At 38.0% G+C, this 25,286-nt stretch carries 15 protein-coding genes; 4 read left to right on the top strand and 11 right to left on the bottom strand.

Translation table 11 applies throughout. The features are described 5' to 3' along the window. The first annotated feature begins 179 nt into the window (after window positions 1-179). Together Q2T41_RS07285 and Q2T41_RS07290 are read left to right on the top strand one after the other, a co-directional pair. Complete coding sequence (locus Q2T41_RS07285; RefSeq protein WP_304435536.1) at window positions 180-7,835, top strand: BspA family leucine-rich repeat surface protein; 7,656 nt, start codon at window positions 180-182, stop codon at window positions 7,833-7,835. 4 nt (window positions 7,836-7,839) lie between these two features. Continuing rightward, window positions 7,840-8,766, top strand: coding sequence for a PorP/SprF family type IX secretion system membrane protein (locus tag Q2T41_RS07290; protein ID WP_304435537.1), 927 nt, complete (start codon window positions 7,840-7,842; stop codon window positions 8,764-8,766). A gap of 16 nt (window positions 8,767-8,782) precedes the next feature. Here the strand turns inward: Q2T41_RS07290 and Q2T41_RS07295 are convergent, their stop codons facing one another. From Q2T41_RS07295 to Q2T41_RS07310, 4 genes are all read right to left on the bottom strand, one after another. Further along, window positions 8,783-9,625, bottom strand: a complete 843-nt coding sequence (locus Q2T41_RS07295; RefSeq protein WP_304435538.1) for a pseudouridine synthase — start codon at window positions 9,623-9,625, stop codon at window positions 8,783-8,785. Window positions 9,626-9,700: 75 nt separating this feature from the next. Then, window positions 9,701-10,606, bottom strand: coding sequence for a geranylgeranylglycerol-phosphate geranylgeranyltransferase (locus tag Q2T41_RS07300; RefSeq protein ID WP_304435539.1), 906 nt, complete (start codon window positions 10,604-10,606; stop codon window positions 9,701-9,703). Window positions 10,607-10,617: 11 nt separating this feature from the next. Further along, complete coding sequence (locus Q2T41_RS07305) at window positions 10,618-11,556, bottom strand: mevalonate kinase family protein (protein ID WP_304435540.1); 939 nt, start codon at window positions 11,554-11,556, stop codon at window positions 10,618-10,620. A 129-nt stretch (window positions 11,557-11,685) separates the two neighbouring features. Further along, the gene (locus Q2T41_RS07310) at window positions 11,686-12,780 is read right to left on the bottom strand and encodes a diphosphomevalonate decarboxylase (protein ID WP_304435541.1); all 1,095 of its coding nucleotides are present in this window, start codon (window positions 12,778-12,780) and stop codon (window positions 11,686-11,688) included. A gap of 81 nt (window positions 12,781-12,861) precedes the next feature. Here Q2T41_RS07310 and Q2T41_RS07315 point away from each other — a divergent pair, with 81 nt between their 5' ends. Beyond that, on the top strand, window positions 12,862-13,335 hold the full coding sequence (locus Q2T41_RS07315) for a TspO/MBR family protein (protein ID WP_089260795.1): 474 nt from the start codon (window positions 12,862-12,864) through the stop codon (window positions 13,333-13,335). A gap of 18 nt (window positions 13,336-13,353) precedes the next feature. Here the strand turns inward: Q2T41_RS07315 and Q2T41_RS07320 are convergent, their stop codons facing one another. Genes Q2T41_RS07320 through Q2T41_RS07350 form a run of 7 tightly spaced genes read right to left on the bottom strand, consistent with a single transcriptional unit; the run spans window position 13,354 to window position 21,819 of the window. Further along, complete coding sequence (locus tag Q2T41_RS07320) at window positions 13,354-13,899, bottom strand: DUF1697 domain-containing protein (protein ID WP_304435542.1); 546 nt, start codon at window positions 13,897-13,899, stop codon at window positions 13,354-13,356. Continuing rightward, entirely contained in the window at window positions 13,896-15,176 is a 1,281-nt protein-coding gene (locus tag Q2T41_RS07325) for a BaiN/RdsA family NAD(P)/FAD-dependent oxidoreductase (RefSeq protein WP_304435543.1), read from the bottom strand. The genes Q2T41_RS07320 and Q2T41_RS07325 overlap by 4 nt, the downstream gene beginning before the upstream one ends. Next, on the bottom strand, window positions 15,176-15,922 hold the full coding sequence (locus Q2T41_RS07330) for a glycerophosphodiester phosphodiesterase (RefSeq protein WP_304435544.1): 747 nt from the start codon (window positions 15,920-15,922) through the stop codon (window positions 15,176-15,178). The genes Q2T41_RS07325 and Q2T41_RS07330 overlap by 1 nt, the downstream gene beginning before the upstream one ends. A gap of 6 nt (window positions 15,923-15,928) precedes the next feature. Next, window positions 15,929-17,701, bottom strand: coding sequence for an alpha-amylase family glycosyl hydrolase (locus Q2T41_RS07335; protein WP_304435545.1), 1,773 nt, complete (start codon window positions 17,699-17,701; stop codon window positions 15,929-15,931). A 57-nt stretch (window positions 17,702-17,758) separates the two neighbouring features. Continuing rightward, on the bottom strand, window positions 17,759-20,062 hold the full coding sequence (locus Q2T41_RS07340; RefSeq protein WP_304435546.1) for a glycoside hydrolase family 65 protein: 2,304 nt from the start codon (window positions 20,060-20,062) through the stop codon (window positions 17,759-17,761). Window positions 20,063-20,117: 55 nt separating this feature from the next. Further along, window positions 20,118-20,786, bottom strand: a complete 669-nt coding sequence (pgmB, locus tag Q2T41_RS07345) for a beta-phosphoglucomutase (RefSeq protein ID WP_304435547.1) — start codon at window positions 20,784-20,786, stop codon at window positions 20,118-20,120. Window positions 20,787-20,799: 13 nt separating this feature from the next. Then, window positions 20,800-21,819, bottom strand: a complete 1,020-nt coding sequence (locus tag Q2T41_RS07350; RefSeq protein ID WP_304435548.1) for a LacI family DNA-binding transcriptional regulator — start codon at window positions 21,817-21,819, stop codon at window positions 20,800-20,802. A 330-nt stretch (window positions 21,820-22,149) separates the two neighbouring features. Here Q2T41_RS07350 and Q2T41_RS07355 point away from each other — a divergent pair, with 330 nt between their 5' ends. After that, window positions 22,150-25,272 carry a SusC/RagA family TonB-linked outer membrane protein gene (locus Q2T41_RS07355; RefSeq protein ID WP_304435549.1) on the top strand — a complete coding sequence of 1,041 codons (3,123 nt, stop codon included), beginning with the start codon at window positions 22,150-22,152 and terminating at the stop codon, window positions 25,270-25,272. Window positions 25,273-25,286: the final 14 nt, after the last annotated feature.

Below are 25,286 nucleotides of genomic sequence, written 5' to 3' on the forward strand. Positions count from 1 at the left end.
TATTGCGTAAAATACTACCCCTTAAGCAATAACGAACCATATACAATTAACTGATTTTGACCAACTTCAACAGTATTGTTATGGTTCACACTTATTATTTGCCCTTACACAACAAATAATTTTAACACTTAGCGTTCATTATCATATTTGATGATACTACATCGCACAAAACCAACAACATGCCTAACTTAACGAAAGTTATATCCCTCTTACTTTTATTCATAAGCATAAACCTATCCTCCCAAGAATTTACGACCATTTGGACTACCACTAATAGTAGTTCCGGCTCTTCGGGGAACAATGAAGTCAGCATTCCTACCAACCCTGCATATACCACATATAATTATAATGTAGATTGGGGAGATGGTACTTCAAATGCCAATGTAACCGGCAATATAGTACACACGTACGCCACCTCTGGAACCTATACCATAAAAATCAGCGGTAGTTTTCCCGCTATATATTTTAATGATACCGGAGATAGAAATAAAATCATAGAAATTTTAGATTGGGGAAACATTCAATGGCAAAGTATGGAAAATGCCTTTTTTGGATGTGAAAACCTAAATTTTGATGCTATAGCCGCTCCGGACCTATCCCAAGTAAGCAGTTTAAAAAATACGTTTAGGGAATGTTATTCATTTAACGGAATTGTTAATTCTTGGGATGTGAGCAACGTAACGGATATATCAGGAATGTTTGCAAGTTGCTCCGTATTTAATAGGCCATTGGACAACTGGACGACGAACTTGGTTACCGATATGTCTGAAACATTTAAAAACTGTTCATCGTTCAACGAACCATTGGACAATTGGAATACATCTGCAGTTTCCTCCATGAAAGAAATGTTCTATTCCTGTGTGAACTTTAACCAAAACATCAGTAACTGGAACGTTAGTCAAGTTACGGACATGGCCGGTATGTTCGTTGCCTGTAGAAAATTCAATCAACCTTTGGGCAATTGGGACGTAAGCCAAGTTACCGATATGAACTTAATGTTCTTCAGGACCAACGACTTTAACCAAGACCTTAGCTCATGGCAGGTAGGCAATGTTACAGATATGACCCGTATGTTTCACGAATCTGCCATTAGTTATCCTATGAAAGACTGGGATGTTGCCAAGGTAACCTCTATGCAGCAAATGTTTGCCGATACCCCTAATTTTAATCAACCTTTGAGCAATTGGGATGTAAGCAATGTTACCAACATGGCCCAAATGTTCCGTAATGCAAGACTTTTTGACCAACCGTTGAATGATTGGGATGTATCTGCAGTAACGACCATGCAATCTATGTTTGCAGGAACTTCATCCCCTACCTCTACGTCATTTAACCAGCCTTTGAACAATTGGGACGTTAGCAACGTAACGGATATGAGCTCTATGTTCTACAATAGCACTACGTTCAACCAAAATATCAATAACTGGAACGTTTCATCAGTGACCAATATGTCACAAATGTTCCGCAATGCAGACGCCTTTAACCAACCCTTGAACAATTGGAACGTTAGCAATGTAAGCAACATGCAATATATGTTTCAACAAAATGATGGTTTTGACCAACCCTTGAACAATTGGACAACGAGCAGCCTTACCAATATTTCATTTATTTTTGCCAGTAATTCTATTTACAACCACCCTCTCAACAACTGGGACGTAAGTAAGGTAACCAACATGGGAAGCGCATTTAACAATGCTTCCGCGTATAATCAAAACCTTGGGGTTTGGGATATAGGTTCCGTTACCAATTTAGGTAATATGCTTTCTAACAGTGGTATCTCCCAACAAAATTACGATGCCATCCTTACCGCTTGGTCCAACCAAACGGTACGTACAGGATTAACCTTAGGCGCAACCAATCTACAATATTGTGATGCCTTACCACAACGGCAGAGTTTGATCGATGATGATGGATGGAACATTTTAGGAGATGCCGTAAACTGCTCTTACGTACTTTGTACGGATATTACCATGCCACATGCCAGTGATACCGCTACTCCCGCAAATAGTGATATACGTTGGGACCCTGCCCCAAATGCAGATGGTTATAGGGTTACCATAGAAGTTGAAAGAGGTGGCACAAGAAGTTATGTAAGTATAAACGGCAACCCTGCAAACAATTATGATATTGGAAATGTAGTGGGCGTAAGTTTCACCAATGAGTTTTTGGCTGGGGATACGGTATTTGTAACCGTAGTTCCGTACAACAGCGAAGGCCCTGCCACAGGATGCCAGGAGATTAGTTTTACCGTGGTTGAAAGTTGGGTCAATAATCCCGATGCGTTTAAATTCACGATCGACACCAGAAATTTAGATACCCAGTCTACGGCCACTAATCAATATAGATTACAATTGTTAAGTAGCTTGGATTATGATTTTAATATAGATTGGGGAGATGGACAATACAACAATAATGTAAGTAGTGATATTACCCATACCTATTTGGCCCCAGGTATATATACCATATCTATTATAGGAGATTTCCCATCATTTTACCATGCCTCCTCCAACAGGGACAACCTTAAATTAATTTCAATGGACCAATGGGGATCGCAGGTATGGGAAAGTATGAGACAAACATTTTACTTCTGTGAGAATATGGAGTATAATGCTACGGATATCCCTAATTTGTCTATGGTGACAGACATGCGAAGTATGTTCAGAAGAGCAACTTTGTTCAATACCAACATCAATAATTGGGATGTAAGCAATGTTACGGACATGAGCGCCATGTTTTACCAAGCATACATTTACAACCAGCCCATGGATACCTGGAATGTAAGTAATGTCACCAGAATGGACAATATGTTTGATACCGCAAATGAATTCAATCAAAATATCAACGGTTGGGATGTTTCAAAGGTTACCAGTATGTATAACATGTTCTCCAATACGGACAATTATAACCAACCATTGAATAATTGGAATGTATCCTCCGTAACCTCTATGCGCCAAATGTTCCAAAGAGCAGATGTCTTTAACCAACCTTTGGATAATTGGGATGTTTCATCGGTAACCAATATGCATGAAATGTTCTATGATGCAGAACTATTTAATCAAAATATTGATAATTGGGACGTAAGCAATGTTACCCTTACCAGTGGTATGTTCTATAGCGCTAAAGCATTTAACCAACCCTTAAACTCATGGGATGTTTCTAAAGTAACCAATATGTCATCTATGTTTTATGGTGCCAGTGTATTTGACCAACCGCTTAACGATTGGACCGTAGACAATGTAACCAATATGTCCTCAATGTTCAGCTCAGCAACTTCATTTAATCAAAATATTGAAAGCTGGAACGTAACCAATGTTATCAGCATGTCCTATATGTTCAATTACGCCACCTCATACAACCAAGCACTAAATAATTGGGACGTAAATTCAGTAGTGAATATGAGCGGCATGTTCAGGGGCACCCAAAGTTTTAACCAACCCTTAAACAATTGGGATGTAAGTGCAGTGGCCAATATGAGCGCTATGTTTGAAGATGCCATTATTTTTAACCAACCTCTTGACAACTGGAACGTAAGTTCCGTAACATTAATGGAGTCCATGTTTGAAGATGCCGAGGCATATAATCAACCTATGAACAATTGGAATGTTTTTGTAGTTACCAATTTTGAATCAATGTTCCAAAATGCTGCAGTGTTCAACCAACCCTTAAATAATTGGAATACCGAAAAAGCCAAAAATATGGCCTCAATGTTTTATGGGGCAAATGTTTTCGACCAAGATATTGATTCCTGGAACGTAACCTATGTAACCACTATGGCAAATATGTTTAGGGAGGCATATGCGTTCAACAGGTCCTTGAACAGTTGGAACGTGGCATCTGTAAATACAATGAGCAGCATGTTCCAAAACGCAACCAGTTTTAATGAAAATATAGCGGGTTGGAACGTTCGTGGGGTCACTACCATGCAAAATATGTTCAATGGAGCTAGCTCTTTTAACCAAAATCTCAATAATTGGCGTGTTTCCGGTGTGGATAATATGGATTATATGTTTAGGGACGCTACCGCTTATAATCAAGCTATGGATTTATGGAATTTAGGTGATGTAAGTATGCGCTCCGCTTTTTATAATGCAACTACTTTTAACCAATATCTGGGAGATTGGGATATTAGTGGTGTCAATAACATGACCGATATGTTGGACAATACGGCGCTAACTAGGGAAAATTACGACAATACTTTAATTGCTTGGTCTGATCAAACCCTTACCAATGGAATTACGTTAGGTGCACAAGGATTACCCTATTGTGATGCCCAAGAAGAAAGATTGTCCATCATGACCAGTTTTGGTTGGACATTTGATTTGGATGTTCGCGATTGCCCTATACCCGAGTGTACATTATTGGCGTCCCCATTAAATGGCGATACAGATGTACCGGTAAATACGAACATTACATGGGAACCCACTTTGTTTGCCCAAGGATATCGGTTAACCGTAGGCACCTCTGCAGGAGGTAATGATATCGTGGACGATGAAACCATTATCAACGAAACATCCTATGAATTTGCAACCAATTTCAATACAGGGGATATCATATTTGTAACTTTAATTCCTTTTAACGATGAAGGGGAAGCCGTTGGTCCGTGTACGGAAGAAAGCTTTACCATATCCAATGATCCCGCAACTATACCTGAATGTACTTCCTTGACAGCTCCCTTAAACGGAGCCAATGACATTTCCGTTGGCACAGATTTAAGTTGGAACCCTATTTCCAATGCAGATGGCTACCTATTAAATGTGGGTACATCGTCCGGAGCTACTGATATCTTGAACGGATTAGATGTGGGCAATACCATACATTACGAATTTACCACAGATCTACCGGAGGACAGTGATATTTATGTTACTATTACCCCATATAATGATGAGGGCAACGCCACTTGTACAGAAGAAGTTTTCCATACAGAAATAATTCCCGTACCTCCTACCTGTACCAATCTAACACTGCCCCTTAATGGTGCCGTTGATGTTGCTAAAGACACTCATTTGACTTGGAACGCCATATATAATGCTACAGGATATTTGGTCAAAGTTGGTACGACTGCCGGAGGAAATGAAGTTGCGAACAATATAGATGTAGGCAATGTTACCACTTATGATATTCCTGTAGACCTGCAGGAAGGAAGATTACATTATGTAACGATTACACCGTATAATTTGGAAGGTGATGCCGCTAACTGTACGGAAGAGACTTTTACTACTGGAGATTCCAGTATTCCCCCTTCATGTACCATGTTGACCTCACCTAGCAACAATGCTACCGGTGTTGATCCAAGTACCAATCTAACCTGGGTAGAACAGACCTCGGCTACAGGATATTTACTGACCGTAGGAACTTCATCGGGTGGTTCGGATATTTTTTCCGGAGACGTAGGTAACGTCATTACCTATGATCTAGCAACAGACTTGCCTGAGAATACTACAATTTTTGTTACTATAACTCCTTATAACGACAACGGCAATCCAACATGTGGCGAAGAACGTTTTACTACCAACGGTCCTCCCCAGTGCACAAGCCTATCAAGCCCTGCAAATTTAGCGGTCAATGTACCCGTAGACACAGGTATTGAATGGAATGCTACTGCCGGTGCAGTTGGTTATAAGTTAACGGTAAACGCTAGTATTACTACAGCAAACAATGTTATGGGGCTAGACATATCTTCAGGAACTACCTATAACTTTCCCAATAACTTTGAACAAGGGGAAACGGTTACCGTGACCATTGTTCCTTACAATAGTTTTGGTGATGCGGTAGGCCCTTGTACTCCAGAAAGCTTTACCATTGTTCCACCACCTAGACCAAATTGTACAACGTTAACAGAACCTCTTTCCAATGCGGTAGATGTTAACACGGACACTAACATAGAATGGACACCCGTTATAGGCGCCGAAGGTTACAAATTAACCGTAACGGCCAGTAACAGTACGGCAAATAATTTAACGGATACCAATGTTACCACAGGTAACTCCTATAATTTCCTCAATGATTTTGAACAAGGGGAAACCGTAACGGTAACCGTAATACCTTATAATACTTCAGGTGATGCCATAGGGTGTAATTCAGAATCTTTTACCATTAAACCTGTACCTAGTTGTACAACCTTAAGCGCACCGCTAAATGAAGCTACAAATGTAGATTTGGACACTTCTATTTCATGGAATGCAGTGAGCGATGCGATCGGATATTTTGTATCTGTAACCGCAAATGCCAGTACTGCAAATAATATAACCGAACTTAAAACTACGGATACCTCGTATACTTTTAATTCCAGTTTTGACCAAGGTGAAACGGTATCCGTACAAATTGTTCCTTATAATGAATCAGGAAACGCCATTGGCTGCGCTACGGAACGTTTTACCATAGAGTCCGTACCGGTTTGTACCAACTTAATATCACCTGTAAATGGTGCAATTGACCTACCTGTTGACCCAACCTTGGAATGGATGCACATTGATACAGCTGTGGGGTACAGACTTTCAGTAACGGCGAGCAGTAGTACAGTAAACAATGTTATAGATCTTGACATAACTTCTGGCAACACCTATACGTTCCCTAACGAATTTGAGCAAGGGGAAACGGTTACCGTTTCCATTACTCCCTACAACGATGCCGGTGAAGCTATAAACTGCCCAGCAGAAAGCTTCACGATAAAACCAATTCCTAACTGTACCAATCTTAATTCTCCGGAAAATGGTCAAGTGTTGGCACAGGTAAATGAAATATCCTGGAATGAGGACCCTTATGCAAACGGTTATAGGCTAACAGTAACGGCAGATTCTAGCACGATCAACAATGTTGACAATTTGGACATTACAGATACGTCGTACACATTTCCTCAGAATTTTAATGAGGGAGAAACCGTAACGGTTACCATAGTTCCCTACAATGAGCTTGGAAATGCAGCGGGATGCTCTCCCGAAAGTTTTACCATACGCCCTTTACCTGTATGTACCGATCTAAATGCACCATTGCAAAATGGAATAAATATCCCCGTTACTACAGATATAGAATGGAACAGTGTGTTTGATGCCGATGGCTATAGAATATCGGTAGGTACAACACCCAACGGTACGGATATTGTTGAAAACGAAGATGTTGCATCTTTGACGAGCTACACGTTCGCAGAAAATCTTCCATCGGAAACAATGATCTATGTAAGCATAATTCCATACAATACATCGGGAGATGCTCAAAATTGCTCGTATGATAGCTTTGAAACCGGTAGGATAGCTCCGGATTGTGCCACAATAGTATCCCCTGCAAATGGGGAACGTGATGTTCCGTTGGAAAGTGTTATAACATGGAACGAGGTAGAAAAAACAGATGGTTATCGCATATCTATTGGTACTTCATCACAAAAAAATGACCTGGCAGACAATTTGGATATGGGTACGGAAACAAGCTATACACACCCTGAAGAATTCCCTTTTGGCACTGAAATCCATGTAACCATAACGGCCTATAATACTGTTGGAGACGCAATGGATTGTGATAAATTTACCTTTACCACTTTAGTACCGGAAGACGATACAAAATACGGATTCTCACCAAATGGAGATGGTATAAATGACTATTGGCATATTGAACATATAGAATATTATCCGCAAAATGTTGTCACCATTTATAACCGTTGGGGCGATATGGTTTTTCAAATTGAAAATTATGATAATGCATCACACATTTTCTCGGGAACCGCCAATATGAAAACCAAAATGGGAGCGGATATACTGCCATCTGGTACTTACTTCTTCAATATACAAATAGAGGGTGAAACTATTTTAAACAAAACTCAAGGTTTCCTTGTATTAAAGCGATAGTCACATGAAACATTTATATAAAAACATCGCTTTTGCAGCACTACTTTTCATATTTGCCATACATAGCATTTTAGCACAACAGTCACCTAGTTTTTCTGAATACAATTATAATCCGTATTTGGTAAATTCTGCTTTTGCCGGATTGGCCCCAAGCGCGGAAATAGGCATAAGTAATACAGGTTTTTTTAATCAAATAGAAGGAAGTCCCACAAGTTTTGCACTTAGTTTCCATAGTCCGTTCAACAGAGGCAAGATAGGACTTGGTGCCGGACTCATAAGGGATGAGATCGGTGTAACCACTTCAACGAGTGGTTTTGCAACCTATTCCTATAAGATTTTCTTTGATACAAAAAAGAATAGACCCTATTGGCAAATATATACGCCCAACTCACTATCTTTTTCCATCTCTCCTGGTGTACAACAATACCAGGACAATCTATTGGAATTGGGCATAATGAACGATCCTAATTTTGCAATGAACATTAATGCGACCATACCTACGGTGGGCCTAGGTTTTCTTTTAAATCTAGCGGACGTTTATGTTGGCTTGTCCACACCCAATGTAATTGGTGATTTATTGGTTTCTGATGATAATGTGGAAATCAACGTCCCTTATTATGGATATTTGGGATACCGGTTTTTCTCCAATAAATTTGAGGAACTGATGGTCAAGCCCAACTTACTTTTAAAGTATGAAAAAGGATCTCCATTTCAAGTAGATATGAATGTTGCCATAAGTTTTAAAAATAAATTTGAACTTGGCACAGGGTATAGGACAAACTCCTCAATAAATTTATTGGCAGGAATTTATCTGTTTAAAAATATAAGGGCCATTTACAGTTACAATATTGCCACGAACAATTCTCCTCTGGGCAATTCCCACGGAATAATTGCTACTTATAGATTTGGCGAAGGATTCCCTACAGAGTAATTAAGAAAACATAGGATTATTTGATCATTTTTAGATTAATGATTTCTTGTTGGGTCAAATACCTCCAATGCCCTCTAGGTAAATCCTTTTTGGTCAACCCGCCATAAACTACCCGGTCCAATCTTTGAATATTGTAACCCAAGGTTTCAAACAGGCGCTTAACAATTTTATTCCTGGAACTATAGATTTCAATCCCTACCTCTCTCTTAGGTGCATCTGCGATATAACTGATGTCCTGCACGCGTACGGGTTTTTCATCGACTACAACACCTTCCTGTATCTTCTTTAAATCTGCGCTACGTAGTTCAACATCCAGCACTACATGATAAATTTTGCGCATTCCGTTTATTGGACTTTTCAAAATTTTGGTCATACTACCATCATTGGTAAAAAGTAATAAGCCGGTATCTTCCTTTTCCAATTTATCTATCGGTAACAATTTTGATTTCGAGGCACTTGAAATTAATCCAGAAACATGCCTTTTGCCCTTTTCATCCCTAATTGTAGTAACAAAGTCCTTTGGTTTGTTAAGCAGCACATATTCCTTTTTTACAGGGTTCAGTAATTGACCATCAAACTTTACCTCATCTGTCAGTTTTACTTTATAGCCCATTTCGGTAATTGGCTTACCATTGACCGTTACATTACCTGCAGCAATGTAAATGTCCGCATCTCTACGTGAACAAACACCAGAGTTGGCCACATATTTATTTAGACGTATAGAATTTGGATCGTAGGGCTTGTTTGGTGTAACATTCTTTTTTATTGGCGCATTGCCACGGGCGTAGCTTTTTTTCTTGAAATTACCACCCTGTCTACCTGAAGCCTTTTTTCCCCTACTTGAATCATCCCTACTCATAACTGTACCAATTTTATACAAAGGTAGCAAATTGCACTACCGTTCAAATTTTTATCTTCAACATAATCCTAGGAACTACAAAATTCTATTGAGTACCAAGTCAATATCTATTAACAATATACTAAAGACCCCCGCTACAATGATAAGTTTTAGAATATTATGCAACCATACATAATCTTTCTTGTTCTTTGATTTTAACAACAAAATAATGAACAAAAGAAGTAATCCTATACACCCGATAAAGTAAAAATTCATATAACCAATATCAAACTTGAATATCAATAATAATGATGGCAATAGGGTAAATAAAATTAAACATGTAATAATCGTTTTAGAAATGTTAGCCCCATAAATTATAGGTATAGTACTATAATTTTGCGCAACATCACCAGAAATATTTTCCAGATCTTTTACCATTTCACGTGCCAAAATCAGTAAAAAAAGAAATATAGCATGGACAAAAATTACATTCTCAAAATTTTTATAATATACAAATACCACAAAGAACGGTGTTATGGCCAAAGTAGCGGAAATAAAATTTCCCAATAGGGGAACTCTCTTAAGTTTATGGGAGTATAACCAGATTCCAAAAATATAGGATGAAAAAAAGAATACGGCCCTGAACGAAACATAACTTGCCGCAATAACCGCCAAAAAGTTCAATACGAAATAAGTAGTCAATTTAAAGCGTTGGCTCACCAAACGATCCAACATACTTTTTCTTGGTTTGTTGATGAGGTCTTTTTCTGCATCATAAAAATTATTAATGATATAACCTGCCGCAATGACCATGGCAGATGCCATGACGATAACCAATAAATTAACATCAAAAACCACTTGTCTTAAAGGTAAATCTGGCGCTAAAATATAAATAGAGGCTAAATATTGCGCTAAGGCAATCACCAAAATATTATAGCCCCTTACTACCGAAAAAAGACTCAGTACCTTTAAAAGTAAGAGTTTGTTTTTTCTATTGAGCATTTTGGTAGGTCCTAAAAATTATAAACGACCTCTAGTTTGTAGTCCTTAAGTGCAGTTTGTGCTTTTTCAAAATCTTCCGTAAAGCCTAAAATATATCCTCCACCTCCAGATCCGCATAATTTAAGATAATAGTCATTGGTTTCTATCCCTTTTTTCCACAGTTCATGAAATTTTACTGGAATCATAGGTTTAAAATTATCCAAAACAACATGGGACAATTGTTTTAAATTACCGAACAATGACTTAATGTTGCCACTCACAAAATCCTCTACACAGGCATCTGTATGCTTAATAAATTGATTTTTGAGCATATTACGGAAACCATCATTCTTCATTTGCTCCATGAATATCTGTACCATAGGGGCAGTTTCACCTACAGTACCGCTATCCAGTAAGAATACGGCACCCTTACCTTCACTGTTTTGGGAAGGTATACTGGTAGATTCTATATTATCCTTGGAATTTATAAGTATAGGTAAACTTAAATAACTATTCAATGGGTCTAGTCCAGATGATTTTCCATGGAAAAACGACTCCATAGCCCCAAAAATAGATTTAAGTTTTAAAAGCTTTTCCCTGGTCAGGTTTTCCAACACCGTAATCTTATCCTTGGCATATTTATCATAGATTGCGGCTACCAAAGCACCGCTACTACCTACCCCATACCCTTGTGGTATAGAACTATCAAAATACATTCCTGATGAAATGTCGTTTTTAAGCAGTTGCAAATCAAATGTCACAAAATCATCATCATTTTCTGATAGTTCTTCCAAATAATCTGCAAAGGCAGCTAAACTTTTATTTGATTTCTCTGCTTCTGGTGATAGAACGGAATCAGATTTTAAAGCGCCATTATAAAAATTATAAGGTATAGATAATCCTTTGGAGTCTTTAATGATTCCATACTCCCCAAAAAGAAGAATTTTTGAATAAAATAATGGTCCTTTCATATGTAAAGTCTTGGCAAATATCTAAAAAACTAACCAAATATGATCAAAGATTCAGTTAAAGTTTAACCTTTTACCTATAAAGGTTAAACAAAATATATATGATATATTATACATAACGTCTGTACAACCTTAAACGTATATTACTTTTTTTTTTGCTCCTTGACCTATTTGGTCGCAAATATACTGTCCGTTTTGACAAAAAGGAACTAATTTCTCCTTAATGAAAGAAAACACCTTATCTTTTTCATTTTCAGGGTATAATACATGTACATTAGCTCCTGCATCCAATGTAAAACAAACATGTGTATTGGAGGTTTCCCTAAATTCCCAAATTGCATTAATAATAGAAAGTGTATTGGGTTTCATTAATATAAAATACGGGTTACTGGTCATCATCATGGAATGTAGGGTAAGCGCCTCACTTTCTACAATTTTCATAAATTCCTTTATATTACCACTTTCCAACACTCCTATAATTTTTCCTAAATTATCATCTGCCTGCTTAAATCTATTTGCAGCAAAAGGATGGCCGTGCATTAAATCATGACCCACTGTACTGCTAACCTGTTTTTCACCTTTATCAACCAATAATATGGTATCGTGAAAATTATTAAAAATGGGGTGTACGTCATAGGGAAAAGGAATTCCATAAAGATTTGAACTACTTTCTACATAATTACTTTTACCCCATTGCACCAAAGGTCCGTTTATGCTTCTACATGCACTACCAGAACCCAATCTGGATAAAAAAGATGCTTTTCTGTCAAAATAATCATCTGTCATATTTTTAGTAAAACTTCGTTCCATCTCCATGAGGCACAAGGCCAGGGCAGACATTCCACTTGCAGAGGACGCAATACCGCTACTATGCGGAAAAGTGTTGCTGGTATGTATTGAAAGCCTATACTCCAACAAAAAGGGCATATAGGTAATTATGCGCTTAAAAAAGGTAGTTATCTTCGGCTTAAATTCCTCTTTGGGCAACCCTTCAAAATAAAGATCGAAAGAAAAATCCGAAGCCCTTTTCCCTAACTTTACATATTCAATTTTTGTTGTGGTAGAGCAAGCATTGAGCGTAAAACTGATTGATGGATTTGCCGGAATTTGATTTTCCAGCTTGCCCCAATATTTGATCAAGGCAATATTGCTAGGTGAAGTATACTGAACAATACCATGATCTTTATCTAAAATTAACGAATCGGGAATAAAATCTGTTTCAATCATTGAATATTCTCTTTGCGCAAAGATAGTTTTTAGGACCGTCAATTAAAATAAATCCTTATTTTAGAGCTAAACACCTACAGATTGAAAAGCAAACTTACCTATGTAACCATTGGCATATTAGTATGCTTAACCATTGGCTTTCTTGCTAGTGTAGCCACCCAAAGTTCTGTAAATACGTGGTACACTACATTGAACAAACCAGCATTGAACCCTCCAAATTGGGTATTTGCCCCTGTATGGACCGTTCTTTATATATTTATGGGTATTTCAGCTGGTTGGGTATGGGCCAAAGGATTTTACCACAAATGGGTGAAAACCGGCCTCTATCATTTTGGCTTTCAATTGTTATTAAATGCCTTATGGAGTATTATCTTCTTTGGTCTAAGACAACCATTTTTAGGTCTTTTGATCATCATAACCCTTTTAATAGTATTACTATTGACTATTAAATGGTTTAAATTGGTAAGTAAACTTGCCGCTATATTGTTGGTACCTTATGTGCTATGGGTTTGTTTTGCCACCTATTTAAATTATAGTATTTGGATATTAAATTAGATTGACTGCACCCACTACCTATTGTTCTTTGGCCATTGCCCATAATTTATGCATAGTCCTATAATTTCTTGTGGTCGCCGTAATGTTCAACCGTTTTTCAATTAAATTGTTGTTCAATTTTGCCTTTCCATAACCTTGGTTACACTTAAGATAGATACAGTTTTCCTCTACTTGAAATGTTTCATTTTGAAAAGATTCTAATTTGAGCTCATTTACCCTCTCAATAGCGGGTTTTTGAAATGGCAAAACAAAATATACCCTATTCCCCAAAATCTCCTTTTCATCTACATATGGATTTTGCTTTAGTATTTCCGTTACTTCGTTTACCGTTTTTACTAAAACAGGCACATCAAAACCAAATTTGTCCGCAATGGCCTTTGCTAACTGATTTTTTAAAAAATTAATATTGGTTTCTTGACATTTAAAGATCATATTACCGCTTTGAATATATGTCCTAACATTCTGGAATCCCAAACCTGAACATAACTCCCTTAGTGATTGCATAGCCATTTTCTTTGTGCCACTTACATTAATGCCCCTTAAAAAAGCTATATAAGTATTCATTCCTTTTTTTTCTGTCCCAAATTGTCCACTACCCCTTTTGCGGCCAGATAACCCCCAGTCCAAGCATTTTGAAAATTAAATCCACCCGTAATGGCATCCACATTAATGATTTCACCAGCAAAAAATAAATTAGGTATGAGCTTACTTTGAAAATTTTTAAAATTGACCTCTTTTAAATCCAAACCACCTGCGGTCACAAATTCTTCCTTAAAGGTACTTTTACCATTAACCTGGTATACCCCTTTTGTCAATTGCTCGGCAAGGGCCATCAATTGTTGTTTAGAAACTTCTGGCCAAGTAATCTCATCTGCAATATGCGCAGCTCTCACTAAATTCACCCATAAGCGTTTGGGTATTTCCAACACTTTGGTCCTTAAAACAGTTTTCTTCTCTACTTGTTTTACTTGCATAAACAATTCCAAAAGTCCATTTTGATGATATTCCGGAACCCAATTTACCTGTATCTTGAATTGATATCCATATTGCTCAAGAACCCTGGCTCCCCATGCGGACAATTTTAAAATAGCGGGGCCACTCATCCCCCAATGGGTAATCAGTAAAGGACCATCCGTAGAAAGTAACGTATTCAATTTATCCTTGGCTACAATTTTCCCCTGTTTTCTTTTGGGCAAAACCTCTACCTCAGCATAGGTAGATACACCTGGTATACTGGCAATCCGTTCATCCTTTATATTGAAAGTAAACAGGGACGGCACCGGTGGTATTATGGTATGCCCTAAATCTTTGATCAGCTTCCAAATCTTAGGGTTGCTACCCGTAGCCAATACCAGCTGCTTGGCTTTCAAATTTCCGCTAGTCATCAATACATTCCAATATGCACCTTCATCACTTTCTTCTTGTACCAGCCCAGTAACCGAGCATAGTGTCTTGACTTCAATCCCCAAGCGTTCAGCTTCGGAAAGAAAACAATTTATTATGGTTTGGGAACTATCTGACTGCGGAAACATTCTGCCATCTTCCTCAATCTTTAAGGCCACCCCTCGTGCTTCAAAAAAACCTACGGTATCAGCACTGGCATATTGATGAAAGGGACCTAACAATTCCTTTTCCCCTCTGGGATAATTCTTACTTAGCTCGCTAGGGTTAAATTCCGCATGGGTTACATTGCACCTGCCCCCACCGGATATCCGCACTTTGGTCAACACTTCCTTGCCTCGTTCCAAAATTGCTATTTTCGCTGCTGGCAAGGCCTCTGCAATATGAATGGCCGTGTAAAAACCGGCCGCGCCTCCCCCTACGATCAGTACATCGTACATTAGCGAACCCTTTCAGGAAAATTGGTGATAATACCATCAACACCAATTTTTTTCATAGCAGTAATATCTTCAGGTTCGTTTACGGTCCAGGTATAGATTTTTAGTCCCGCATCATGAATTTTATTGGCCATTTCTTGATCTAGTTTTTCAAAAAAGGGATTTATGGCCACTGCATTCAATTCTTTTGCAACCTCTATGGCATCCTCTGGATTATCCTCTGTAAGAACAGCAATGTCTATTGTTGGATTGTATTTTCTCATTTCCCTTAATTCATCCCAATTAAAACTTGAAATCAAAAAATTATCCGGTGACCAGTTTCGTTGTTCAATATAAAAATTAGTAATGAAGTTAACCTTATCCGCCGTGCCGGCCCCTTTTAATTCTATGTTCAACGCCACTTTGTTATTGATAAGTTTTAATACATCTTGCAGCGTAGGAATCTTATGCCCACCATCCACGATCAATTGATGAAGCTGTATAATGTTATATTCCTCAATATTGCCAGGGCCATTGGTCAATCTATCTACCGTATCATCATGAAAAACTACAATTTCTCCACTTTTTATCTTAAAGACGTCTATTTCTATCATATCTACCCCAAGATCCAATGCTTTTTGTATGGATGGCAGTGTGTTTTCAGTTTCATGCCCCATGGCTCCTCTATGCCCTATGACCAGCGGTTCTTTCATATTACAGGATATTAATGATGTGCAAATCAACAAAAAGATTAAAATCTTATTTAACATAACGTCTTATTTTAATTCAAAAATAAAGGATTCCAACGGATTTAAATTGACATCTATATGACCCTCGCCACTTCTAATCTCCAATTGATGCTTACTTCCGTATAGTATATCTATCAAATCATAAGATTCTCCCGTCAACTGCCACTGGTTTACAACATCTACGGGAAGTTTTAAATCAAAGGAAAAATGTTCGTTAACATCAAAATTAACGACCACAATAAGTTTTTGATTGGAAGACCAGCGCACATAGGAAAGAACTCTATGATTATAATTTTCAGTAAGTTCCTTATTATAAAAATGAATTTCACGGTAATGCCCCATTAAGGCATCACTCTGTATGGTGAAGTTTAACAACCTCTTATAAAAATCGCGCAAATCCGCTTCATTTTTATTGAGCTGTCCACCGTCAAATTTTTTATTGTTTACCCACCTTTGATGGTGCGGAACACCAATATAATCAAAAATAGATGTTCGTGAAGGACTACCAAAACCAGCATGTTCGGCCGCAGGTTCCCCAACTTCCTGTCCAAAATAAATCATTGTTGGCGATGTCCCTATTGTTGCAGATACGACCATTGCAGGTTTCCCAATTTCGGCATTGCCTACGAATTCCGGACTTGCTATTCGTTGTTCATCGTGATTTTCCAAAAAATGAAGCATATGGTGTTCTATATCCTGAAGGCCGTTTTGAACCACCGGCAGGTGATCGGACCACCCGTAACCTTTCATAATATGCTTTAAACCATCATAAAAGTCCACCTTGTCATACAAATAATCCATTTTACCCTTATGGATGAATGTCCTGTACAAATCCGGATTATAGACTTCCGCCATTAAAAATGCATCTGGATTTTTCATTTTAATGGATGAATTCATAAAACTCCAAAATTCAACAGGTACCATTTCTGCCATATCATACCTAAAACCATCTACACCCATTTGTAACCAGTACAGTGCTATATCCCTAAATTTCCTCCATGAACTGGGTACGGTTTTCTTTTTCCAGTAATTAAAATGCTCTTTATAATCCTGTTCCCCATAATCATTGGGCAACATATCAAAATCCAAAGCTCCATCTGGACTTACCCCGTAATTTATACGTACAGTTTCATACCAATCGTTCATGTCCGGTTGTGGACTTCTTGATCCGTTCCCTGTCCATTTTGCGGGTACCTCAACCAAAGTGGCATTAGGTATGTCTAGGGTATCGCCGCCCAAAGGCCTATACCCATCTCTCCATACAGGATGTTGAAAGGTTGAACCCGGTATATAATAGAAATTGTTATCCTTTTGGTATTGAACAGATGTATCGTCACCAAAACCAAAATCGGTTACACCATTTGGGTTCGTTATACCTTCATACCTTCTTGCAACATGATTGGGCACAATATCAATAATCACCTTCATACCTGCATTATGGGTACGCTCAACCAAAGACTTGAACTCTTTTAACCTATTGGATGGGTCAATTGCCAAATCTGGGTTAACATTATAATAATCCTTTACTGCATATGGTGAACCAGCTCTCCCCTTAACCACATTGGGATCATCATTAGAAATACCATATTCGGTATAATCATTAATTACTGCGTGATGTGGAACCCCAGTATACCAAATATGTGTTACACCCAAATTTTTAATCTCTTTCAATGCCTTTTTGGTAAAATCCGCAAATTTACCTACGCCATTTTCTTCAATGGTACCCCAAGGCTTATTAGCGGTTTCAGTGTTTCCAAAAAGTCTTGTAAAAACATGGTAAATAACAATTTTCCTATTCATTGACACAATATCATATTTCTTGTCCTTTCTAAATTATAAAGTATAGACCTACCGTTTTTAAACAGTAATAATCTCATCTGGATAAAGCACCACCTTTTCACCGTTGACCCTTATTGAAACTTCCTTAGAACCTGACAATTGAAAGGTTACGGCCTTGGCACTAACATGAACCTTAATAATCCTGTTTCTAAAGTTCACCTTAAAGGAATATGCATTCCATTGTTCCGGTATTTGTGGCTGAAAGGATAATTTATCATTGATTACCCGCATACCGCCAAAACCTTCAACAATGCTCATCCAGGTACCTGCCATTGATGTTATATGTAACCCTTCCTCGACTTCTTTATTATAATCGTCCAAATCCAATCTAGAAGTTCTCAAGTAAAAATTATAAGCCTGTTCCATTCTACCCAACTTTGCAGCTTGTATACTATGTACGCAAGGAGACAAGGAAGATTCATGTACGGTAAACGGCTCATAAAAATCAAAATGCTTTTGTAATTGTTCCAAGGAGAAATCTTCTTCAAAAAAATAAAATCCCTGTAGGACATCTGCCTGTTTAATATAGGGCGACCTTAAAATTCTGTCCCAGCTCCATTTCTGGTTTATGGGCCTATCGGTTTTAGGCAAATCGTTCACTTTTACCAGATGTTTGTCCAAAAAACCATCCTGCTGTAAGAACACTCCATATTTTTTATCGTATGGAAAGTGCATGTTGACAGCTACCTTTTTCCAAGATTCACATTCCCTATCCGTGAGTTTGGTCTTTCCAATAATACGATGGTAATCATCCGGATATCCATTCTTTACTTTATCCAATTGTTCCAAAGTATAATCAATACACCATTTGGCCAAGTAATTTGTATACCAATTGTTGTTCACATTATTCTCGTATTCATTAGGGCCGGTAACACCCAGCATGACATACTTATTTTTATCCTCGGAAAAATTGACCCGCTGATGCCAGAACCTAGCTATACTTATCAAGACCTCCAGACCCATTTCCGGAATGTAGCTATAATCACCGGTATACCTGTAATAATTGTATATAGCAAAGGCTATTGCCCCATTTCTATGGATTTCCTCAAAGGTTATTTCCCACTCATTATGGCATTCTTCACCATTCATGGTCACCATAGGATATAGAGCCGCACCATTGCTAAACCCTAATTTTGTAGCATTCTCTATTGCCTTCTCTAAATGATTATATCTATATTTCAACAGTTTTTTGGCTACCTTATCATCTTTTGTAGCCATGTAAAACGGAATGCAATATGCTTCTGTATCCCAGTAAGTACTACCTCCATATTTTTCTCCCGTAAACCCTTTTGGACCAATATTCAATCTAGAATCTGTTCCTAAATAGGTTTGGTTAAGTTGAAAAATATTAAAACGAATACCCTGTTGCGCCTTTACATCTCCTTCTATGACGATATCGCTCATTTCCCAAATAGATGCCCATGCTTTTTTCTGTAGCTCCAACAAACCATCAAATCCTAAAGAGATGGCTTTAACAAGAACTGTATTGGCAGCGGTCACAAGCTCGTTTGCCTTATGATTTCTAGAGACGGTATACCCGCCAAATTTTGTTAATGTAATGGTTGTGCCCGCAAGTACCTTTTGCTTAAACTCTAAGGAGGCATAGGTTTCGTTGCGTTTACCTACCTCTCCGGCGATATGCTTACCGTCATATTGTAAAGTAGCCTGCATAAATGTACAGGTTTGAAAATTTGTTTTCATGGTATGCGCCTCTATAAAGGCCCGGTCACCTATAATGGAAGTGTTGGTGGTATTCCAAAATTTATCGTCCCAGTTACTATCCTCATTGGTTATACCACTATCCAAATAAGGTTCAAAAACAACTTCCGCATTGGCCTTTAGAACCTTTATTGAATATGAAATTGCACCTATTTCGTCTATATCCAAACTTAAGAAGCGCCTTACCGTTACTTCAATCTCAATATTATTTGAAGTAACCGCTTCAAAGCTTCTGGTATAACAACCCTCCTTCATGTTCAGCTCCCTTCTAAAAGCCGAAACCTTTTTACAGGTAGATAGATCTAGCTCCTGTTCATTAATGTAGACCCTGATTCCTATCCAATTTGGTGCATTGAGCACTTTTGCAAAATATTCAGGATATCCGTTTTTCCACCAGCCTACACGTGTTTTATCAGGATAATACACCCCGGCGATATAACTACCTTGGAATGTAGCACCGGAATAGCTTTCCTCAAAATTGGCCCTTTGACCCATTGCCCCATTTCCTATACTGAAAATGCTCTCTGATGATTTAACATTTTCCTTATCAAAACCCTCTTCAACAATGCACCATTTATCTGCCTTTATATAATTCTGATTCATACATTTAAATTCATTAGTCCGTAAAATTAAGTGAACTTTATGCAGATATCCCTATCTACTTTGCAAGATTTTTTTGCACCAGAGATGCAATGAAATCCGTACCCATCTCCGTGAAATCCTTAAAATTATAGTGTGCATCGCTGAGCACATTTTCCTCTCCTATACCTATACTGGTCATATTGGCACGATTTGCCGCTTCAATACCCGCAACCGCATCCTCAAAAACTACACAGCCTTCTGGATCAACCTGTAAATTACGCGCTGCAATTAAAAATACTTCTGGATCAGGCTTGGCCTTCGTTACCTGGTTCCCGTCCACAATACTGTCAAAATACGATAAAAGGCCTACCTTCTTTAATATGGGCCTGGCATTTTTACTTGCAGAGCCCAATGCAATTGGAATGTTCTTATCCTTTAAATAATCTAATACGCGCGGTACATCCGGTAGAATTTCACTGGAGTCCATGTTTTCAATATAAGCTAGATAATCAAGGTTCTTTTCAACCATCCAAGTATCAAACTGTTCTTGGGTCGCTTTAACCTGGCCAATATCCAGCAATATTTCCAAACATCTTTTTCTACTTACTCCCTTAAAAAGCTCATTTTGCTCAACCGTGAATTCAATTCCCAGTTCATTGGCCAATTTCTTCCAAGCCAAATAATGATACTTGGCGGTATCTACGATAACCCCGTCCAAATCAAAAATAAATCCTACTTTTTTCATAGCTGCAAAAGTATCAATTGATGGTGGATCCACGTTTAATTAATGTAGCATTTATGATTTCGGTCTTAAACGGCTCCTCTTCTTCCAAAGATTCCATTCTTCTTATCAGCATTTGGGCCGCCCTTTCTCCCATAATGTCTCCATGTTGGGCCACCGTGCTCAAGCTAGGATGGGAATATTTGGACAGCATACCGTTGGTGAAAGCTATTATTGAAATATCATCTGGAACCTCAAATCCCAGTTCCTTAATAATATTCATACATTGCACTGCAAATATTTCGTTTACGCACAAAACAGCATCTATTTTATGCCTTTTGAAAAAATCCCTGATCAAGCTGTCGTTCTCCATATTGTAAGGTAGTGTCAGTATCAAATTATCGTCTACCGCAATATTATTTTTGGATAAAGCCGATAAATATCCGTCCCTTCTATATTCACTTACATTAAAATAGTTCTCAGTAGTTACCAGGGCTATTTTGCTAGCACCACTATTAATAAAGTGTTGTGTTGCCTCAAACGCAATTTCCTTGTCGTTCAATATGACTTTATCACAATCGATCTCTGATGTTACCCGATCAAAAAGCACCACAGGTATTCCTTGACCTATAAGCTCCCGCAAATGAGTAAAATCATTTTTAAGTTGGGTCTCAGCACTTAACGAGAGAATAAATCCATCTATACTGCCGTTGGCAAGCATTTCCATATTTATTACCTCCTTATCAAATGACTCATCGGATATACATACTATAACATTATATCCTTTTTGATTGGCATATTTTTCAATACCCCTAAATACCGTTGTAAAAAAATGGTGTACAATATCCGGTATGACGACACCTATATTCTTGGTTCTTTTATTTTTTAGGCTAAGGGCAATATTATTGGGCCGATAATTATAAAATTTGGCGAATGCCTTGATCTTATCCTTGGTATCCTTACTGATTTCAGGACTATTTTTCAATGCCTTGGATACGGTGGAAATAGAAACATCAAGTTCCTTGGCAATATCCTTAAGTGTAATTTTTGGCTTCAAAACAGGTAGTTTAAATTAAAAAATTTTAAGATAAGAACTTAAAGTCTTTCTAAAAATTAAAAGGGCATTTTTGGTCAAAAATTGGCATTTTAAATAAAATAAGTATTTTTATATCATAAATTATTATCCTATATTCTCAATTAGCATTTATCTAAATTATGAATTGTATAAATTAAAGGGGTTTGAACCATTAACCTCATAATTATTTAAAGTTATCAACACGAAACCGTTTTCGTAGTATTTTATATTAGCCCACATATATACCGAAGTCTACATTTTACATATTTTTAACACTTGAAATTATATTAACTCAACTTAAATTAACAATTTATGAAGATTACATTAGTTAAAAGCTTGTTGGTACTAAGTACATTTTTGTGCTTTAGTTTAACGCAAGCTCAAGAAGTATCTGGTACCGTATCGGACGCCAGTGGACCTTTACCCGGAGCTAGTGTTCTTGAAAAAGGCACTACGAACGGTACACAGACCGATTTTGATGGTAACTATACCTTAACTGTTGAAGATGGAGCAGTACTTATTGTTAGTTATATCGGATACAAAACACAGGAAGTTGCCGTAAATGGTAGAAGCACTATAAACTTTTCTCTTGAAGAAGATGCCGAAGCTCTTGAAGAAGTTGTTATCATTGGTTATGGTACAACGACGGTTAAAGATGCAACAGGCTCGGTAACCGCAGTTACTGCAGAGGACTTTAACGGAGGTAACATTGCTTCTCCAGAACAATTGATTCAAGGTAAGACTGCAGGTGTCAATATTCAGGAAACCAGTGGTGAACCAGGAGCAGGTATTCAAATCAACATTAGAGGTTCTAACTCGGTTCGTGCCAACAACAACCCATTGTTTGTTGTTGACGGTGTTCCATTAGGTGGTGGAGACACTTCTCCACAAGGTGAAACCGGTTTTGGTCAAAGTGCCGTTAAAAACCCGTTGAACTTTATCAACCCTAACGATATTGAAAGCATTAGTATATTAAAAGATGCTTCCGCAACCGCTATCTACGGTTCTCGTGGTGCAAACGGTGTTGTTATCATTACAACAAAAAGTGGTAAAGGTAGCAGCCAAGGTGTTTTTGACTTTTCAAGTTCTTTGAGTATAGCTACAGCAGCGAATACTTTTGATTTATTGGATGCCTCTGAGTTCCTTTCTGGGGTTACTTCTGTTGGTGGAGATGCCAGCGCCGTAAATTTTGGGTCCAATACAGATTGGCAACAAGTAGTATTACGTTCTACTGCTTCTCAAAACCAAAACTTATCCTATTCCAAAAATTATGGAAACGGAAATGTTAGGGCTACTTTTGGTTACGGAAAGCAATTTGGTATCGTTGAAAATTCCGATCTTGAAAGAATTACAGGGAGAATTAATTTAAACCATAGATTCTTGGATGATAAATTGGTCCTTGGACTTCAGACATCCATCGCTAGAATAAACGATTCCCAAGCGCCCATTAGTGCACAGGCAGGTGCAGCCGGTGATGTATTAGGTGGTGCTTATGCCGCCAACCCAACATGGCCAGCCAGTTCTAGTTTTAATGCAGGCGGACTTAACGTAAACCCACAAAATGCTTTGGACGAAACCCAAAACATTACAAATACAAACAGATATTTATTGAATGGTTCTGTTCAGTATAACTTTACCTCAGAAATTTCCGCAAAATTAAATGCGGGTCTTGATATTGCAGAAGCATCAAACACTTCTGTGATCTCTAGGGATATCAATAATATTAACGGTGTTTCTGGTGTAGGTCGTGGAAACTATGGCGTTTTGGAAAGAAACAACAAAACGTTAGAAGCTACGGTCAACTATAACAAGGAGTTTGAAAATTCTAACCTTGAGGCCTTAGTAGGTTTTGGATACCAAGATTTTAGAACGTTTGGTTTTAATGGAGGTGGTAGAGGATATACTACTGGCGACTTAAACCAAATGGGTGCTGACCTAAGAAGTGCTGTATCTGATTTACAGAATGCAGTAACAGGCTCATATCAACAAGCTTACTATGCACCCAATACAGGTGGTGTATTGGTAAACAGACTTCTTCCAACTGTTGCTCCTCAGGAAGCATTGGGCAGAAGCCTAAACAGTGCCGTAACTTCAGTATTTACAAATGCTTTTGACAATACTGACGAGTTACAGTCATTCTTTGCCAGGGTTAACTATACCTTAAATAACAAATATTTATTTACAGGTACAATGAGAGCGGATGGTTCTTCAAGATTTGGACCTGAAAACCAATACGGATACTTCCCTTCAGGTGCATTTGCATGGAAAATGAACGAAGAAGATTTCGTAGGAGAAAATGTATCTACCCTTAAATTACGTTTAAGTGCGGGTATTACTGGTAACCAAGATGGTTTAGGTTATGGTAACTTTGTTGCAAGACAGCGTTTTTCTGATTTAGTTATACAGCAAAACCTTGAAATTAACAACAACGGTACTGAAATTGTTGCTACTGATAGACCTGACCTTAAATGGGAATCTTCTTTCAACTTAAATGCAGGTATCGATTTTGGTTTTAACAACGATCGCTTTAGCGGTAGTCTTGATGTCTATAGAACAGAAACGACAGATGTATTGTTACAAACACCTCCTGCAGCTCCTGCAGTTGACCCGTTCCAATTCCAAAATGTTGATGCCAGCATTATCAACCAAGGTATTGAACTTGCATTGGCGTATGATTTTATTCAATCTGAGGATGCTACATTCTCCGCTGATTTCAATATCGCATACAACAACAACGAAGTACAGAATTTTGCCGGTTTAATAGATACGGGTGAAGTTAATGGTCCTGGTTTAACCGGTGCCTTCGCACAACGATTTGCTTCTGGCCAATCTTTATATTCTTACTACCTACCAATATTTACTGGTTTTGACAGTAATGGTTCACCAACTTATCAAGATGTTGATGGAAATGGGACGGGTGACCCGTTCCAAGACAAGACTTTTGTTGGAGAGGATGCCTTACCTGATGTTACTACGGGTCTAAGCTTAAATTTAAAAGTGAAGGATTTTGATGCGTCCGTATTCTTCCAAGGACAGTTTGGTTTCTCTGTATACAATAATACAGAAAACGCTTACTTTACAGCCGGTGCACTTTCTAACTCTAGAAACGTTACACAAAATGTACTTACTAGTGGAGAAGACCCTGGAGCTTCTGCAGATGCATCTACAAGATTCTTGGAAAAAGGAGATTTCGTACGTTTCCAAAATGCTAGCATTGGCTACAATGTTCCATTATCCGGAGAAGGTGCCTTAAACTCATTACGACTGTCAATTACTGGTCAAAACCTATTCTTAATTACTGACTATAGTGGTTTAGATCCTGAAGTTACCGCAAATACCGGTGATTTAGGTTCAGGTGTGCCATCAAGAGGATTGGATTATGGCTCATACCCAAGACCTAGAACAATCACTTTTGGTATTAACGCATCATTTTAATTAAAAAAAAATTG

Source organism: Maribacter confluentis, assembly GCF_030505015.1.
Classification (GTDB): Bacteria; Bacteroidota; Bacteroidia; order Flavobacteriales; family Flavobacteriaceae; genus Maribacter; species Maribacter sedimenticola.